Genomic DNA, 14,720 nt, shown 5'->3' on the forward strand with positions numbered 1-14,720 from the left:
CTGCCTGTGGGCCCGGCGAGAGCCCTCTGCCCGGCAGCGGGGACCCGCAGCCCTCCGCCGGGAGGCCGCCGGCCGTCCCCGCGGCTCAGCGCAGTCCGGTGACCGATGCGCCGTTCGTCAGCGTCCCCGTCAGCTCCGCCCGTGCCCCCTGCTCCGTCCGCAGGGTCAGCAGGTTGCCCTGTGCCGTCCCGCGGACTCCGCCCGTCGCACTGACCGAGACCGTGTCCCTGCTGCCGGCGGCGAGCAGGTACCAGGACCCCGCGGCCGACTTCCACAGCACGCCCGCCAGCACGTGCGGGTCACGCGACCCGCACGCGGGAGCGTTCTCGGACTTCGCCGCCACCGCCCCGAAGCGCCCGCCCGGCGTGTGGAACTGCGCCAGCACGCGCGCGTCGGCACCCCGCCAGGTCTCCGCCCGGGTGCACACCCACGCGCCGGCCCCGCTCGCGTCGGGCAGCGACTGCCGCGCGAACTGCCAGGCGTTCACCGACCGCACGCCCTGCGAGCGCGCCGAGGCGAGGGAGCAGGCGTAGGGCGACCAGCTCTGCGGCGTGGCCTCACGGGGCGCGCCGGGCCGGCCCTCGGTGAGGTGGGCCGGGGTCAGTTCGCCGAGGTCGCTCAGCAGGCGCGGGCCCGCGCCGACGGTGCCGCCCGTCAGCCGCAGCGCCCGCCAGGACCGGCAGGTGCCGCCCTGCTGGGCCGGGCTCGCCAGCGGCCCCGTCACCCCGTCCCGCGAAAGACCCAGGTCGACGGGGGCGGCCGCGGGCTTCAGCAGATCCAGCTCGGCCGCCCTGCGTACCCAGGGCGCCGTCAGATAGCGGACGTTGCCGTCGGCGCGGTCGAGGACCACCGCGCCCGACTCGGCGTCGCTCGCGCCGTCCACCCGCGCGAAGTCGAGGGCGGCGCCGTTCGTAGAACCCTTCGGCTCGGCGTACCGGACGATGCGCAGACCGTCGTACAGGAGCACCACGCGCGCGGAGTCGACGTCACCCGCGTACAGGAGCTGGGGCGGGCCGGGGGCAGCGCCGGACGGCGTGCCCGGGGTCGCCGAGACCTGCACGGTCTCGCCCGGGCGGGCCCACACGGCGAGGGCCCGGCGCAGCAGGGCCCTGTCCCCGGTCAGGTCTCCGCGCGCGGGCCACACGGAGAAGTCGGTGCGCGCCGACGACCGCCATGCCGTCGCGGGCACCTTCACCACCCGCGCCGGGTCCAGCGCGGCCTCCGCGGCCGGGTTCTGCGCGTACGTGGGTGCGGCGGCCCCGTCCGGGCCCCAGCCGCCGCCGGGCAGCCCGAGCAGGGCCCCGCACACCGCGACGGCCGCCGCGGCGGCGAGCGCGGCCTTCGTGTGCTGCCTGCGCCGCATCAGGTCCGTGGGGCGGGCGTGCAGCGAGCAGGGGTCGAACGCGGGGGAGAGCAGCAGCTCGTCCTGGCCGGTCAGGGCGTGGGCCTCCGCGAGCGCCGCACCCGGCTTGCCGACGCCCGCCGCGTCGAGCACCTCGCGTACGCCGGCGTCGGACAGCTGCTCGAGGGCGCGCAGGACGAAGGCCGCGCGGGCCGGTCCGGTGAGGCCGGACAGCCGCTGGTCCAGGGCTAGTTCGTCGGCGCCGCCGGAACGCGGGAAGAGCCTCAGGCCCCACACCTGCGGCAGCAGCGGGGGCAGCTGGGACCGCTTGGGCCAGGCCGGCCGCTTCAGGGGCAGGGCGGCGTCCAGCGCGCCGCGCACCACCTGGAGGCGCACGACGGCATAGCCCGGGTCGCCGTCGTCGCCGTTCGCCTGGGCGGGGATCACGCACGCGGCGGTCCGTCCGCGTGGCAGCGCCCGCTGGGTCAGGGCGTGCGCCGTCAGCACCCGGCGCTTACGGCCGAGGCTGGGCGGCAGCACCAGATAGGCGAGCCGGACGAGCCGCGGATAGTGCTCGACGAGCGCGGCCTCGGCCTGCTCGACGTCGACGGCCGTTCCGGGTGCGGGGCGCGGGGCTAGGGCTACATCCTGTGACTGCACGTTCAGCAGAACGAGCGGATCGTCGGTTGGTCACCTCGGCCCGCGGGAAGCGGACCGGGGCTTCACGCGTCGGGCTCCACCAGCAGCCGGGCGTAGTTCGCCATCGACCGCTGGTAGCGCGGCAGGTGGGGAGCCAGGGCGCCCAGCACCAGGGCCAGGCCCTCGCGTTCCCGGCCGAGGTCGGCCAGGCAGAGCGCGAGGCAGGCGCGTACGGCGTCGTCCAGCTCGTCGGAGGGGGCGACCAGTTCCGGGGTGAGCAGATGGACGCCGTCCTCCGCCTGCCCGATGTTCCGCAGCGAGCTGGCGAGTTGGATCCTGGTGCGCCGGGCGCGGTAGCTGTCGAGTCCGCCCGCCAGCGCCTCCCGGTAGAGCGGCACCGCCCGGTCCGAGTGGCCCGTCGAGTCCCAGGCGCAGGCCTGCTCGAAGGGGCGGACGGGGCTGTCGTCCGGCAGCTCGGCGACGAGTTCGTCGATGACCGCACGGAAGTCCGCCGCCCGTGCCTCGTCGTAGTCGTCGAAGGTGGCCCAGGCGGCCGCCACGCGCTTTTCCCAGTCGTCGTTCACAGACCCACCCTCGCACAGGCGTGCCGGTGCGGACCACGGAGTCACGCGATCCTCCAGCCGCTGAACTCCGCGGTCCCGCGCGCACCCCCGCCCCCGTTCGCCGCGCTCGTGAACATCCCCACGTCCTGGGCGTCGGCCCCGCCCGGCACCGGCACGCTCGCCACCGCCCGCCAGGTCGCCCCGTCGTCAGTCGAGCACGTGCCGGTGTACGAGGCCCCGGCCCGCGTCAGCCGCAGCAGCACCGGCGCCGCGATCCCGGTGAGGCGCCGGTACGTGTCGAGGGTGCCGTCGCCGTTCGAGTCGTACGACAGCACGACCCCGTTGGCCGGGGTGACCGCCAGGTCGAGGAAGCCCCTGGACCCGGGGGTCGCCAGGCTGTCGCGGGCGACGATGCCCGCCCGGGCCCAGGGACCTGTGACGGCCTGGGCGTCGACGCGGAGCGTCACGACGGCTCCGTCCGTCAGGGCTCCCGCCCGGTAGAGGGTGCCGAACTCCGCGGTGCCCTTCCACAGGTCCGCACCCGCGCCGTCGATCGCGAACCGGTCGCCGAGCTGTCCGAAGACGGCCGCGTTGTTCGTGTACGTCGTCCAGCCGTCGGCGAGCGGCCCCGCCTCGAAGAGGGTGCCGTCGAAGTCGGCTCGCACCCGGTCCTCGCCCCGCGGGCCGTAACGGACCTGGATCGTGTAGGGCAGGGGGCGCAGCGGGCCGTCCAACGGAGTGCCGGGGGCGTTCGCCCGCCAGCGGACGGCGGCGGTCCCGGCGGCGGGCACCGAGGCGAGGGACGTCGGACCGTCGGGATCCGCCGCAATACCGGTGAGCGCGAAGTCGACGCGGCCGGTGGCGCGCAGGCCGTTGACGTTGGTGAAGACGGCCTCCACGCGCGCGTGCCCGCCGGGCGGGAAGGCGGGCGGGTCGGCGGTGACCGCGAGGGAGCCCTGGTAGGGCGCGCGGGCCAGGACGTCCCTGACGCGCGAGGCCGTCCGGTACGGGTCGCCGGAGGGCCGCAGCGGATAGTCCGTGCGCTCCCGGGTCCACGGCTCCTCGAACGCGAACCAGTCGACGGCGGCGGGCGGCGTCCCGGTGACGAGGGCGGCCTCCAGCGCGTCGAACCACTTCTGCCAGCGCGGCAGGTAGAAGTCGGCCAGCAGGCCGTTCCACTCCCGGTTGCCGTACTCGTGCAGGTCCCCGGCGTCGGAGGTGGCCCGGCCGCCCCACACGGTGATCAGCGTTTTGGCGGTCCGCTCGAACTCGGCGCGCTCCCGGTCGTCCGTGGCGAGCCGGCGCGCGTCCTCGACCCAGGGCCCGAGGAGGAACGCCGGGTGCGTCCCGGTGACGTCGTCCGACAGCCGCATCAGCCGCAGCCACAGCGCGGCCAGCGCCCGGAAGGCGGGCAGGTCCCGCCTCTGGTGGGCGGCCCGCAGCTGCGGCAGGTACTGGCGGCTGCGGTGCGCGAGCGCCTGCCGGGCCACGTCCACCACGTCGTACCGGTACGCGGCGCTGCCGCGCAGGTCCCCGGCCACCGCGAGCAGCCCGGCCAGCGCGGCGTCGAAGCGGCCGGGGTCGTAGGTGAGGGCGCGCGGCGCGTACGCGGCGGCACGGACGGCCGCCAGGTCGGGACGGGCGCAGAACAGCGAGTCGTGGGGGTCGCTGCGCTCCACGGCCCGCTGCTGGTAGGCGGTGTCGTGCAGGGCCCGCCAGGCGCCGCGGGCACGGGGGTCCCGCCGCCCGTACCGGAAGTCGGCGTACGACGAGAACCAGGCGGCCCGGTCGATCCGGCCGGGGCTCCAGGCCAGTTCGGAGAAGAGCTCGAACGCGGCCGGGTCCCGGTCGGCTGCTTCCGGCAGGAACGCCGTGCCCGCCAGCGCGCTGCCCGCCTTGTCCCGCCAGGCGAAGAACTTCTCGTTCCACAGATGCGTCCGGGCGCCGATCGTCGTACGGCCGCCGAAGTTGGGGATCGAACCGAACGCGTACGGGGTGCCGCCCCAGTCCCGCTCGCGGTCGGTGACGCCGCTGAAGCGGTCCGAGACACCGTCGACGATCAGCATCCTCTCCCTGTCGACGGCGTCGAGGAGCGCGGGCAGCGGGTTGGCCTCCCAGCCGAGGATCACCCAGGTCGCGCCCGGGTGGGCCCGCCGCAGGGCCCGCTCCACCCCGCGGGCCGCGTCCGGCACCGGCACGTCCCCGGCGGTGCCGCCCTCGTGCAGCAGGTCCATCTTGAAGTGGGCGGCCCCGCCGAACACGTCCTGCTGATGGCGGTAGAACGAGGCGGCGACCTCCGCGAAGGCGCCGGTGCGCGGATCCAGCCAGTCCGGGCGCGGGAAGCCGTGCCAGACGCCCTGCGGCACGACGTGCGCGTCCCCGCCGTTGCGCGCCACGAAGCCCTGGGGGACGTGCCCGTAGTAACCGGGCAGCACCGGGGCCATGCCCAGCTCCCGCAGCCGGCCGGCGATGCGGCGGCCCAGTTCCGCGCGCCGGACGATCAGCGCGGGGGAGAGCGGACCGCCGTACCCGGCGAGGTTCTGCAGCAGCCACCACGGCTGGTGGGAGGGGGCGGGCAGCCAGCCGCGGGCCTCGGCGTCGGTGTACCCGAAGTCCCGCAGGACGCGGTGGTAGACGGCTTCCATGCCGGCGACGACCATCACCTCGTTGCAGCCGTGCGCGGCGAGGAGGTCGATCTGGTGCTCCCAGTACGACCAGTCCGCGTACGGGGCCGTGTAGCCGTCATTGGTGTCGTTGAGCGCGAACCGGTGGGGGAGCGCGGTGTCCCGGCCCAGCGGGCGCGCGGGCGCGGGCAGCCGGCGCGGCAGGCGGAGCTGGGAGCCGTTCCAGGCCAGGTGGGCACCGCACACGTACTTCAGATGGAAGTGGACGCCGGTGAGCAGCACGGCCGGACTCGTCCCCGTCACCTCGATGCGTCCCGTGGAGCCCGTCACCCGGAAACGGTCCCGCCCGTCCGCGGACGCGACCGGACGGAGGTGGTACTGCTCGGCGTGTCCGGGCAGCAGCCGATTGAGCGCGGAGCGTGCTGGAGCCGTATCGAAGGCGGGGCCCTCGCCGGGGCTCCCTGCGGCGTGGGCCGGGACCGTCACCCCGAGGGCGGTCCCGAGGCCGATGGCACCGGCCGTGCCCAGCACCGTGCGTCGCGACGGACTGTTCATCTGCGCGCCCCCTGTCTCGACAGGTGCGGCACGCTAACCGGACGGGCGTCCGTGCTCAACGGTGCGAACGGAGCTGGCGAGTTCATGTCGCCGTGAGGGACCGGAGGAACGAATGAGGTTGACGCGCGAAGGGCTTGCGGCCGCCGCGACGGGGGCCGCCGCGGCGCTGCTGCTGCTCACCGGCTGCGGCGGGTCGGGCGACGCCGGAGCGGGGGACGACAAGGTCCCGGCCACGGCCACCGGCAGCCTGGAGGACCTGGCCTCCGAGGCGAAGTGCGAGCCGGACATCCAGACGGACGCCGACGAGATCCGCCAGGCCGTCTGCAAGAACACCGACGGCAAGTTCATCCTCGCCACCTTCGCCACCGACCGCGGTCAGCGTGAGTGGCTCAACGAGGCGAAGGACTACGGCGGTTCGTACCTCGTCGGCAGCAAGTGGGTCGCCGTCGGCGAACCGAAGACGGTCACGGCGCTGCGCGGCCGGCTCGGCGGAACCATGGAGGAGGGGACCTCGCACCACTCGGGGAGCGGTGGCGGCGCGGAGACCGGGACCGCGCACTCCGGTCACCACAGCGGCTGACCACACGGATTCGCGGGTGCCCCGGGGACACTCCAGGGGCGCTGCGGGGAAACGCCGGAGGCCGGCGGCGGGAGATCCCGCCGCCGGCCTCCTCGGTGAGTCGGCTCAGCCGGTCACTTGCACTTCTTGCCGGTGTTGATGCAGTTGACCATCTTGTTCATCAGGTTCTCGTCGAAGACGTTGATGAAGTCGTCGTGGTCGGTGCTCGGCTTGTGCAGCTGCTCCGGGAAACCGTCCACCGCGTAGGCGTTCTTGACCTGACCGTTCGCGATGGTCGGCGGCGGCACGTCGTACACGAGGCGCATCGTCAGCTGCGGGATCGCCTTGAAGCCGTTTGCGCAGTTGCCCTGGGCGTCGGCGAAGGCCACGTGCGTACGGTGGTTCGCGCTGTCGGCGTTCTGGCCGTCCCAGCAGCTCTGGAAGGCGAACGAGCGCACCACGCTGCTGCCCTGGGGGCAGATCGGGTACTGCGCCGTCAGCTGGACCTTGTTCTCGAAGCCGGTGCAGCTCCAGTGGGCGTTGGCGTTCGCGAGACCGTTGGTCGTGGTCTTCGCGTCACCGGTGATGATCCGCAGGAACTTCGGCATCGCGACGACCTTGCTGCGCGGGTTGCCGACGAACTTGATGGACGCCTGCTTGGTCTGCAGGACCTTGCCGACGTTGCCCTCCTTGCCGCCGCCGTCGTTGTTCTGGTCGAAGTCCTGCGTACCGTCCTGGATCCGCACCACCGGCCAGTAGTACGAGGACTTGTCGCCCTGGTTCGCGCAGCTGGTCTGGGCCGCGGCGAACGTGTCGTTGTTGGCGAACGCGTCGTTCGACTGGTTGCCGACGTAGTCGTGCAGGTGGTGAGCGCCGTTGGTGACACCGGGCGCCACGATCACGTTGTCGGTGTTGAACTTCTTGTTGGCGTTCACACCGCAGGAGCTGGTGAAGGTGCCGGACGAGCCGGCTGCGCGGGTCCGTGCCTTGCGGGCCACGTTGGGCCGCACCTTCGTGATGTCGACGAAGTCGGCCGCGACCGGACCGTTGCCGGCCTGCCCGCCGTTCCCGGCCTGACCCCCGTTGCCCTGGCCCTGGCCGCCGCCGTTCTGGCCCTGGCCGCCGGTGCCCTGGTTCTGGCCGCCGCCGTTCTGGCCCTGACCATTGCCCGCCTGACCATTGCCCGCCTGACCATTGCCCGCCTGACCGTTGCCGGCCTGGCCGTCGGTGGTCTGCGGCGGAGCCGCGGGGACGCCGGTGCACGGCGCGAGTGCGTCCAGCGAGCTGGGCGCGGTGCTGCCGACCCGCTTGAATCCGATCTTGATCCGTTCGATCGTCGCGGTCCGCTTGTCCTTCAGCGGGCCGAGGATGGCGTTCTGGACGAAGGCGGTGTCCTTCGTCGCGGCGTCGCGCGTGGCGGCGAGCCGGGCGTAGGCCTCGGTGATCTGCTTGTCGAGGGCCGCCAGCTCCCTGTCGACGCCGGATCGTGCCCGGTACGGGACAGTGGTCAACTGCTGACCCACGTCCGGGCACTTGATGGTGGCCACCTGGGCGGCGGCGGCCTTGGTGCTGTTCTGCGCCGAGTTCTCCTCGTGCGCGGAAGCGTAGAAATTCGCCCAGACCAGACCGCCGCCGCCGATCGCCAGAGCCGCCGATGCGGCTATGGCGCGGACGGCGAGCGGTGAACGGCGTTTTCGCGTGTTGCGTCCCATGGAACTCCTCTGACTTCCTTGCGGGGCAGCGAGGCGCCCGACAGGAGTGAAGCGGCTCCCATCCATACGCGTGAGGCGTGTGGGGTGTTCAGGAACCGCGGAAGAACTTGGAAACGCATGAGGCCATTTCCGGCACAAGGGGCCAGAACGCCGTTGAATCAAGGGAGTTGATCTCCCGGATCAGGTTTGAACCATAGTCAGTGCGGTCGGGTACGGCGTCGTGCGCGGCCCGCACTGATCCGGGAGGGCACGCCCGGAGTCACATGCCGAGCACCTTCGCCTCCACGGCCGGGTCGAGTCCCACCACCGGCCGGTCGGACCGCTGCGGGGGCACGCCTCCGATGCTCCGCAGCCAGCTCCACGTGTCGGCGACCGTCTCCTCGACGGACCGCACCCGCAGTCCCGCACCGAGGGCACGCGACACGTCCGCCCCGTGCAGCGCGTCGTGCAGCCCGCTGCCCGGCGGCACCCACACGGGCAGGTGCGTCCACGGCTCGATCCCCGCCGCGAGGATCGCCCCGGGCTCGGTCCACCGCAGCTCCGCCCGCCCGCCGGTGACCCGGGCGCACGCGTCGAGGAGCCCGCGCGTCGTCGTGTGCCCCGGCGGCCCCACCAGGTTGTACGCCCCGCTCACCTCACCTTCCGCCGCCCCGACGGTCCACTCGGCGAGGTCGCGGACATCGACGTACTGGAGCGGCAGGTCGCGAGGGCCGGGCGCGAGCACGGGACCTCCGCGCGCGATCCGGTTCAGCCACCACGGCAGCCGCCCGATGTTCTCGTACGGCCCGAGGATCAGCCCGCAGCGCACCAGCACCGAGCGGCCGGCACCGAAGCTCTCCAGCACGGCCAGCTCTCCGCCCCGCTTGTCGCGTGCGTAGTCGCTCTGTTCCGCGCCGGCCGACGCGCCCCCGACGAGGGGAGCGTCCTCGGTGTACCCGGCGGTGGCAGGCCACGCGTACACCGAGCAACTCGACACGTACACGTACCGCCCGGCCCGGCCTGCCAGCAGCCGCGCCGTGTCCCGCACCGCCCGCGGCGCCGCCGACCAGGTGTCGACGACGACGTCCCACTCGCCCTCGGTGAGCGCCGCGAGTCCGCCGGGAGCGGTGCGGTCGCCGTGCAGCGTCCGCACGCCCGCGGGGGCGGCCCGCCGCCCGCGGTGGAAGACGGTCACGTCCCAGCCGGCGGCGAGCGCCGCCTCCACGACGGCGCGCCCCACGAACTCCGTACCGCCCAGCATCAGAAGTCTCATGCCGGTGACTCTGCCCAAGGGGCGGCCCGGACGGAACGGGAATCTGCTGACAGGAGATCCGAGGTCAGCGTCCGGCCGGCGGGGCGTACTTGTACCCGACCCGCCGCACCGTCTGGATCGCCTTGCGGTGCTCCGCGCCGAGCTTGCGCCGCAGCCGGGCGACGTGGACGTCGACGGTACGGCCGTCGCCCACATGCCCGTAGCCCCACACCGTGGTGACCAACTGGTCGCGGGTGTGCACCCGGTGGGGGTGCGCGACCAGGTGGGCGAGCAGTTCGAACTCCAGGTACGTCAGGTCGAGCGTCCGGCCGTCGACCCGCGCGGTGCGCTGCACGGAGTCGATCCGGACGAGCGGTTCGCCGGCGTCCTCGCCGAGGGCCCTCGCATCATCGGGTGCGTCCGGCACGGCGACCGGCAGCAGCGGCTGCTGGTCGGCCGGGACGAGGACCAGGTAGCCGACCATCGGCGGCCGGCCCGGCAGCGTCGGCAGGGTGTGCTGGGGAGCCGGCAGCCAGGTGGCTCCCGGCGGGAGGAAGTCCGCGACGTCGACCACCTCGTCCCGGTCGACGGCGCGCAGCCGGTGCCGTGCGGCGGTCGGGGCGGAGGCGGTGAGGGTGCCGGCGGTGGAGAAGGTACGGGTGTTCGCCATGAGAGGTCAGCTCTTTCGCGCGAGGAGTCGTCGTGTGGTGCCGACGGCCGCGAGGTCTTCGCGGGGGAGTCGGCGGACGTACGTCGTGCGCGCTGGCCGAAGGCCGGGGTGGACGGCTTTAGAGGGCCCGCGCGTTCATCGCGCGACAACACTCCCGGTCGAAGTCGTGGTGCTGACGGGAGGGCCAGAAGGGCTCGAGGTCGTGGCGACCCGTCGCGGTGCACTTCTGGAAGCTGGCCATGGGTCCATTGAAGCAGATGAGCGCGGCCCTGAGCAGCTCCGGTAGGGACCTTCTCGGCACGTGATACGGGCCTCGGCGCGATCCTGACTCCCGCGCCCGGCGGGGAACGCGGCAGGGGCGCCCGCCGGTCCGGCGGGCGCCCCTGCACGGGAGGCGGGGGGTCAGACCTGGCCGGCCTTCTCCAGAGCGGTGCAGCAGGTGTCGACGAGCAGCCGCGTCACCACGTACGGGTCGACGTTCGCGTTCGGACGGCGGTCCTCGATGTAGCCCTTGCCGTCCTTCTCGACCTGCCACGGGATGCGGACCGAGGCACCGCGGTTGGAGACGCCGTAGCTGTACTCGTTCCACGGGGCGGTCTCGTGCAGACCCGTCAGCCGGTCGTCGATGCCGGCGCCGTAGTTCTTGACGTGGTCGAGCGGCTTCGAGCCCTCGCCCAGCGACTCGCACGCGGTGATGATCGCGTCGTAGCCCTCGCGCATCGCCTTGGTGGAGAAGTTGGTGTGCGCGCCGGCGCCGTTCCAGTCGCCCTTGACCGGCTTCGGGTCCAGCGTCGCGGAGACGCCGAAATCCTCGGCGGTGCGGTAGAGCAGCCAGCGCGCGACCCACAGCTGGTCGGAGACCTCCAGCGGCGCGAGCGGCCCGACCTGGAACTCCCACTGGCCGGGCATGACCTCGGCGTTGATGCCGGAGATGCCCAGACCCGCCTTCAGACAGTTGTCGAGGTGTGCCTCGACGACGTCACGGCCGAAGATCTCGTCCGAGCCGACGCCGCAGTAGTAGCCGCCCTGCGCGGCCGGGAAGCCGCCCTCGGGGAAGCCGAGCGGACGCGAGCCCTTGAAGAAGGTGTACTCCTGCTCGATGCCGAAGATCGGCTCCTGCGCGGCGTGCCGCTCCGCGACCTCGGCGAGCGCGGCACGGGTGTTGGACTCGTGCGGCGTCATGTCGATGTCGAGGACCTCGCACATGACGAGGACGTCGTCGCCGCCGCGGATCGGGTCCGGGTACGTGGCGACCGGCTTGAGTACGCGGTCCGAGGCGTGGCCCTCGGCCTGGTTGGTGCTCGACCCGTCGAAGCCCCAGATCGGCAGCTCGGCACCCTTGGCGTCGTCGGCCAGGATCTTCGTCTTGGAACGGAGCTTGGCCGTCGGCTCGGTGCCGTCGATCCAGATGTACTCAGCCTTGAAGGTCACGGGCCACATCCTTCGGGGTGGGTCTGCACGCGCACGTGCGGGTGCTGCGGCGCTGCGGCACTGGGGCGCCGCTGGGATGTCCGGCAGCCTGTCAACAGGCGATTTCCCGGTCATTGCCCGCAGGTGAACCCCGTGTTACCTGGGACTCGTGTGCCCGGGGTCACGCGGTGAGGGAGCACCGTGGGGGTGGGCGAGGGGAAGGTGGGCCAGGGCCGTACGGACCCGTCCGCCGGGGCGGCGGCTCGTATGCGATGCGTTTGCGGGCGCGCACGGCAGGGGCCCCGCACCGGGCGAGGGCCCCGCCCCTCCCGTGCGGGAGAAGCGGGACCCTCGGCGGTGTTCCCGCGTACGACGACGGCAGAGGGCCGTCAGCCGACCTTCTCGATGCGGGCCCGGCGGATCAGGAACTTTCCGGGCTCCCTGACCTCTTCGAACGCCGCGTTGTTGAGCAGGACGCAGCTGCCCGAGACCGAGGTCACCTCGACCGTCGTGGACTTGTCGTTGTCCAGGTTGGTCACCTTCAGCCTGGTCCCGGCCGGGAACTCGTTGCTGGACGCCGCCGGGGCGCCGCTCTCGCCGGAGAGCGTGACGGTCGAACCGGCGCACACCTGCTCGCCGGCGGCACCGCCCGCCTCCTCGCCTCCCGCGTCCTGGCCCGCGTCCCCGGTGCCCGCCCCGTCACCGGGTGCGGTCTCCTCGGGAGCCGTCCCGGCGGGCGCGCCGGTCTCCGGCTGGCCGGCCTGGGAGTCCTGAGCCGACTCCCCGACCTCGCAGCCGGACGCCTTCTGCTGGCGCCCGATCTCCTTGATGACGTCCTCGCGGTTGGCGATCCGGGCCTTCGACTGGGCGTCGGGAGCGGCCCGCTGGGCGTCGATGAACCGCTGGTTGTTGCCGACCGCGGTGGCCAGTCCCTGGCAGACCGCCGAGTCCTTGGCGCTTTGGACCGGCGACGCGTTCGACGTGGCCGCGAGGGCGAAGGCCCCGCCTCCGGCCACGGCGGCCGCGCTGACCAGCAGCGCGAGCCTCTTCTTGGTGCCGAGCGTTCTCCTACGCGACATGCGCGCCTCCTGGATGCGGGGGAACGTACGCCGCTATGTACGAGATACCGAACGAGGTCACTCAATGGTCACGGAGACCGCCGGGGTGACGTGGGCCACAAAAGCGGGTCGGTGACGGACGGTCAGCGGGACAGGGCGTCCCGTACCGCCTCCTCCGTGCGGCCCACCACGGCGGTTCCGTCGTCCGCCGTGATGATGGGCCGCTGGATCAGCTCGGGGTGCTCCGACAGCGCCTTGGTCCACAGGTCCCGCGAACCGGCGTCCCGCGCCCACTCCTTGAGGCCGAGTTCCCTGGCGGCGGCCTCCTGGGTGCGGGTGATGTCCCACGGTTCGAGTCCGAGACGCTCCAGTACGTCCCTGATCTCGTCCTCGGTGGGCACGTCCTCCAGGTAGCGGCGCACGGTGTAGTCGGCGCCCTCCGCGTCGAGCAGGCCGACGGCGCTGCGGCACTTCGAACAGGCGGGGTTGATCCAGATCTCCATGCCCACACGGTACCCGGAACACCCCCTCCCACCTGCGCCACAGCCCCCGTCAAAACCCCTGTGGCCAGGGGCTTTTGTCAGTGCCGGGCGGTAGAATGGAAGCAGTGTTCGAGGGTGCGCCGGAGGTTCCGGCGAGGCCCTGACCGCGACAGGAGGATGCCCGTGCCCGCTGCCGCACTGAAGCCGAAGTCCCCCCGTTCCACCGCCCGCAGGGAGGTCCCGCCCGGCCTGCCGTACGAGCCCGTGGCCAAGCGCCCGCTCCCGCCCGGGCGGCCCCGCGACTGGTACGTCACCCACAACCGCCGGCTCAAGGCGATGCGCCTCGCGATCGCCCTGCTCGACTCCGGTGTCCACGTGCCGGACCAGGCCCGCAACGAGACGATCCGCAGCACCGCGCAGCTCATCGGCGTCCACCCCCCGTCGGACACCACGTGCCACATGGTCCGGGCACTGATGCGGTACGCCCGCTGACCTCCCCGGGGCTCCGCCCGCACCGGCGGAGCCCCGGGACGGGCAAGGGCGGCGCGGCGGCACCTCACTACGCCGCCAGCTCGCGTTCCAGCGGCGTCCGGAACCGCGGAGTGACCCGGGTGGCGCCCAGCCACGCGGACAGCCGGGCGGCCTGGGCGGCGACGGCGTCGTGGCCCTCCCGGCCGAGCCCTGCGGCATCCAGCACCCGCCACACGACCTCCCCGTCGGGCCGTTGGGCCCAGCCCCCGACGACCCGCCCGTTCCACCACACCGTCGGCCCCACGTTCCCGCTCCGGTCGAAGAGTGCGGGGCGCAGTTCCGGCGCCAGGAACCAGTCCCGCTCCTGCCACCCCATGGCCGTCGGGTCGAGCCCGGGCAGCAGTGCGGCCCACGGCTCGCCGGGCCCGGCCACCGGCCCCTCGTCCCCGTCCGCCACGTACCCCGTGACCCCGCCGTCGAGCGACACGGCCGCCGCCCCGGCCGCGGCGAGCGCCCGGCGCACGTCGGTGACCTTCCAGCCCGTCCACCACTTCAGATCGGCCTCCGAGGCGGGACCGCACGCCCGGAGCCAGCACCGCAAGAGCTCGGCCCGGGCCTCGGCGGGTGCCGGTCCGGGGTGCGGCGTAGCGACCGCCCAGCGGAACTGGCTCGACGTCCACGCGCCGAGCGGGCGCCCGCGCACGACCCGCGCCTCGGTACCGAGAACCCGCATCAGCCGCGACGACACGGTCTGCTGACTCTCGTAGCTCCGGCCCGCCCCGTAGGTGAATTGCTCCCTCAACCGCGGTTCGTCCCGGACGAGTTCATTGACCGTGGCCTCGCCGCGCCGGGCCAGCGCGGCGAGCGCGGACGCCTCCACCTCGGCCAGCCACTCCTCGGTCAGCCGCCCGCCGCTGCCGGTCACCACGTCGGCGACCAGTCCGGCCCGCGCCTTCGCGGCGACGGCGAGCCCCGTCGAGGCGTGCACCACGGCCGCCAGCCCGGCGGGGAACACGAACACCGTGTGCCGCATCCCGTGCATGCGCACCAGCGTGCGGTCCTCGTACAGCGCCCGCTCCACCTCGCGGACGGTCCTTGCGGAGTCGGTCAGCCGGGCCCCCACCGACAGGTACACCGTCGCCGGATCGGTGCCGTGCAGCGCGACGAGCGAGCCCGCGATCTCCTCCGGGCCGGCCGCACCCGCCGCACCCGCCAGCCGGTGCCGCAGTGCCAGCCGGGCCCGCCGCTCCGCCACCCCGATGTGCCGCCGCTGCGCTCCCACGTCGCCTCCGTCCGTTCCGCCGCCCCGGGTGCCGGTTCCCGGCACCTCCCCATCCTGTCGGACACCCGGCCGCCCCGGGCCCCGTCGTCGGACTCCCGTCCGCCTGGAGTCCGACGACAGGA

12 protein-coding genes are annotated in these 14,720 nt (G+C 73.5%); 2 read left to right on the top strand and 10 right to left on the bottom strand.

The genetic code is table 11. From position 1 onward, the window contains the following. Nucleotides 1–85 precede the first annotated feature (85 nt). The 3 genes from AC0ZLC_RS11830 to AC0ZLC_RS11840 all read right to left on the bottom strand — a co-directional run bounded on the left by AC0ZLC_RS11830 (nt 86) and on the right by AC0ZLC_RS11840 (nt 5,723). Nucleotides 86–2,002 carry a hypothetical protein gene (locus AC0ZLC_RS11830; RefSeq protein ID WP_476751868.1) on the bottom strand — a complete coding sequence of 639 codons (1,917 nt, stop codon included), beginning with the start codon at nt 2,000–2,002 and terminating at the stop codon, nt 86–88. A gap of 62 nt (nt 2,003–2,064) precedes the next feature. Beyond that, a complete protein-coding gene (locus tag AC0ZLC_RS11835; RefSeq protein ID WP_476751932.1) occupies nt 2,065–2,583 on the bottom strand; it encodes a tetratricopeptide repeat protein in 519 nt (172 codons plus the stop codon). Between the two features lie 23 nt (nt 2,584–2,606). Further along, entirely contained in the window at nt 2,607–5,723 is a 3,117-nt protein-coding gene (locus AC0ZLC_RS11840; RefSeq protein WP_476751869.1) for an alpha-N-acetylglucosaminidase, read from the bottom strand. A 112-nt stretch (nt 5,724–5,835) separates the two neighbouring features. Here AC0ZLC_RS11840 and AC0ZLC_RS11845 point away from each other — a divergent pair, with 112 nt between their 5' ends. Then, nucleotides 5,836–6,303: a hypothetical protein gene (locus AC0ZLC_RS11845; protein ID WP_476751870.1), complete on the top strand. Its 468-nt coding sequence runs from the start codon at nt 5,836–5,838 to the stop codon at nt 6,301–6,303. Nucleotides 6,304–6,416: 113 nt separating this feature from the next. Here AC0ZLC_RS11845 and AC0ZLC_RS11850 read toward each other — a convergent pair whose 3' ends face one another. The 6 genes from AC0ZLC_RS11850 to AC0ZLC_RS11875 form a co-directional block, all read right to left on the bottom strand. Then, entirely contained in the window at nt 6,417–7,994 is a 1,578-nt protein-coding gene (locus tag AC0ZLC_RS11850; protein ID WP_476751871.1) for a DUF1996 domain-containing protein, read from the bottom strand. Nucleotides 7,995–8,253: 259 nt separating this feature from the next. Further along, the gene (locus AC0ZLC_RS11855) at nt 8,254–9,246 is read right to left on the bottom strand and encodes an SDR family oxidoreductase (protein WP_476751872.1); all 993 of its coding nucleotides are present in this window, start codon (nt 9,244–9,246) and stop codon (nt 8,254–8,256) included. Between the two features lie 64 nt (nt 9,247–9,310). Beyond that, nucleotides 9,311–9,895, bottom strand: a complete 585-nt coding sequence (locus AC0ZLC_RS11860) for a winged helix-turn-helix domain-containing protein (RefSeq protein ID WP_476751873.1) — start codon at nt 9,893–9,895, stop codon at nt 9,311–9,313. Nucleotides 9,896–10,297: 402 nt separating this feature from the next. After that, nucleotides 10,298–11,326, bottom strand: a complete 1,029-nt coding sequence (gene glnII / locus AC0ZLC_RS11865) for a glutamine synthetase (RefSeq protein WP_476751874.1) — start codon at nt 11,324–11,326, stop codon at nt 10,298–10,300. 368 nt (nt 11,327–11,694) lie between these two features. After that, the gene (locus AC0ZLC_RS11870) at nt 11,695–12,384 is read right to left on the bottom strand and encodes an RlpA-like double-psi beta-barrel domain-containing protein (RefSeq protein ID WP_476751875.1); all 690 of its coding nucleotides are present in this window, start codon (nt 12,382–12,384) and stop codon (nt 11,695–11,697) included. 122 nt (nt 12,385–12,506) lie between these two features. Further along, entirely contained in the window at nt 12,507–12,866 is a 360-nt protein-coding gene (locus AC0ZLC_RS11875) for an ArsC/Spx/MgsR family protein (protein WP_476751876.1), read from the bottom strand. Nucleotides 12,867–13,028: 162 nt separating this feature from the next. On the opposite strand from AC0ZLC_RS11875, the gene AC0ZLC_RS11880 reads away from it, so the two are divergent. Next, the gene (locus tag AC0ZLC_RS11880; RefSeq protein ID WP_476751877.1) at nt 13,029–13,337 is read left to right on the top strand and encodes a hypothetical protein; all 309 of its coding nucleotides are present in this window, start codon (nt 13,029–13,031) and stop codon (nt 13,335–13,337) included. A 67-nt stretch (nt 13,338–13,404) separates the two neighbouring features. On the opposite strand, the gene AC0ZLC_RS11885 is transcribed toward AC0ZLC_RS11880, so the two are convergent. Continuing rightward, nucleotides 13,405–14,598: a winged helix DNA-binding domain-containing protein gene (locus AC0ZLC_RS11885; protein WP_476751878.1), complete on the bottom strand. Its 1,194-nt coding sequence runs from the start codon at nt 14,596–14,598 to the stop codon at nt 13,405–13,407. Nucleotides 14,599–14,720 lie beyond the last annotated feature (122 nt).

This window comes from Streptomyces sp. GLSS-08 (assembly GCF_056387915.1).

What these genes read in the sequence shown, in the direction of transcription:
- AC0ZLC_RS11840 (WP_476751869.1), bottom strand. Translation starts at nt 5,723, where the DNA reads ATGAACAGTCCGTCGCGACGCACGGTGCTGGGCACGGCCGGTGCCATC.
- AC0ZLC_RS11860 (WP_476751873.1), bottom strand. Translation starts at nt 9,895, where the DNA reads ATGGCGAACACCCGTACCTTCTCCACCGCCGGCACCCTCACCGCCTCC.
- AC0ZLC_RS11850 (WP_476751871.1), bottom strand. Translation starts at nt 7,994, where the DNA reads ATGGGACGCAACACGCGAAAACGCCGTTCACCGCTCGCCGTCCGCGCC.
- AC0ZLC_RS11875 (WP_476751876.1), bottom strand. Translation starts at nt 12,866, where the DNA reads ATGGAGATCTGGATCAACCCCGCCTGTTCGAAGTGCCGCAGCGCCGTC.
- AC0ZLC_RS11855 (WP_476751872.1), bottom strand. Translation starts at nt 9,246, where the DNA reads ATGAGACTTCTGATGCTGGGCGGTACGGAGTTCGTGGGGCGCGCCGTC.
- AC0ZLC_RS11870 (WP_476751875.1), bottom strand. Translation starts at nt 12,384, where the DNA reads ATGTCGCGTAGGAGAACGCTCGGCACCAAGAAGAGGCTCGCGCTGCTG.
- AC0ZLC_RS11845 (WP_476751870.1), top strand. Translation starts at nt 5,836, where the DNA reads ATGAGGTTGACGCGCGAAGGGCTTGCGGCCGCCGCGACGGGGGCCGCC.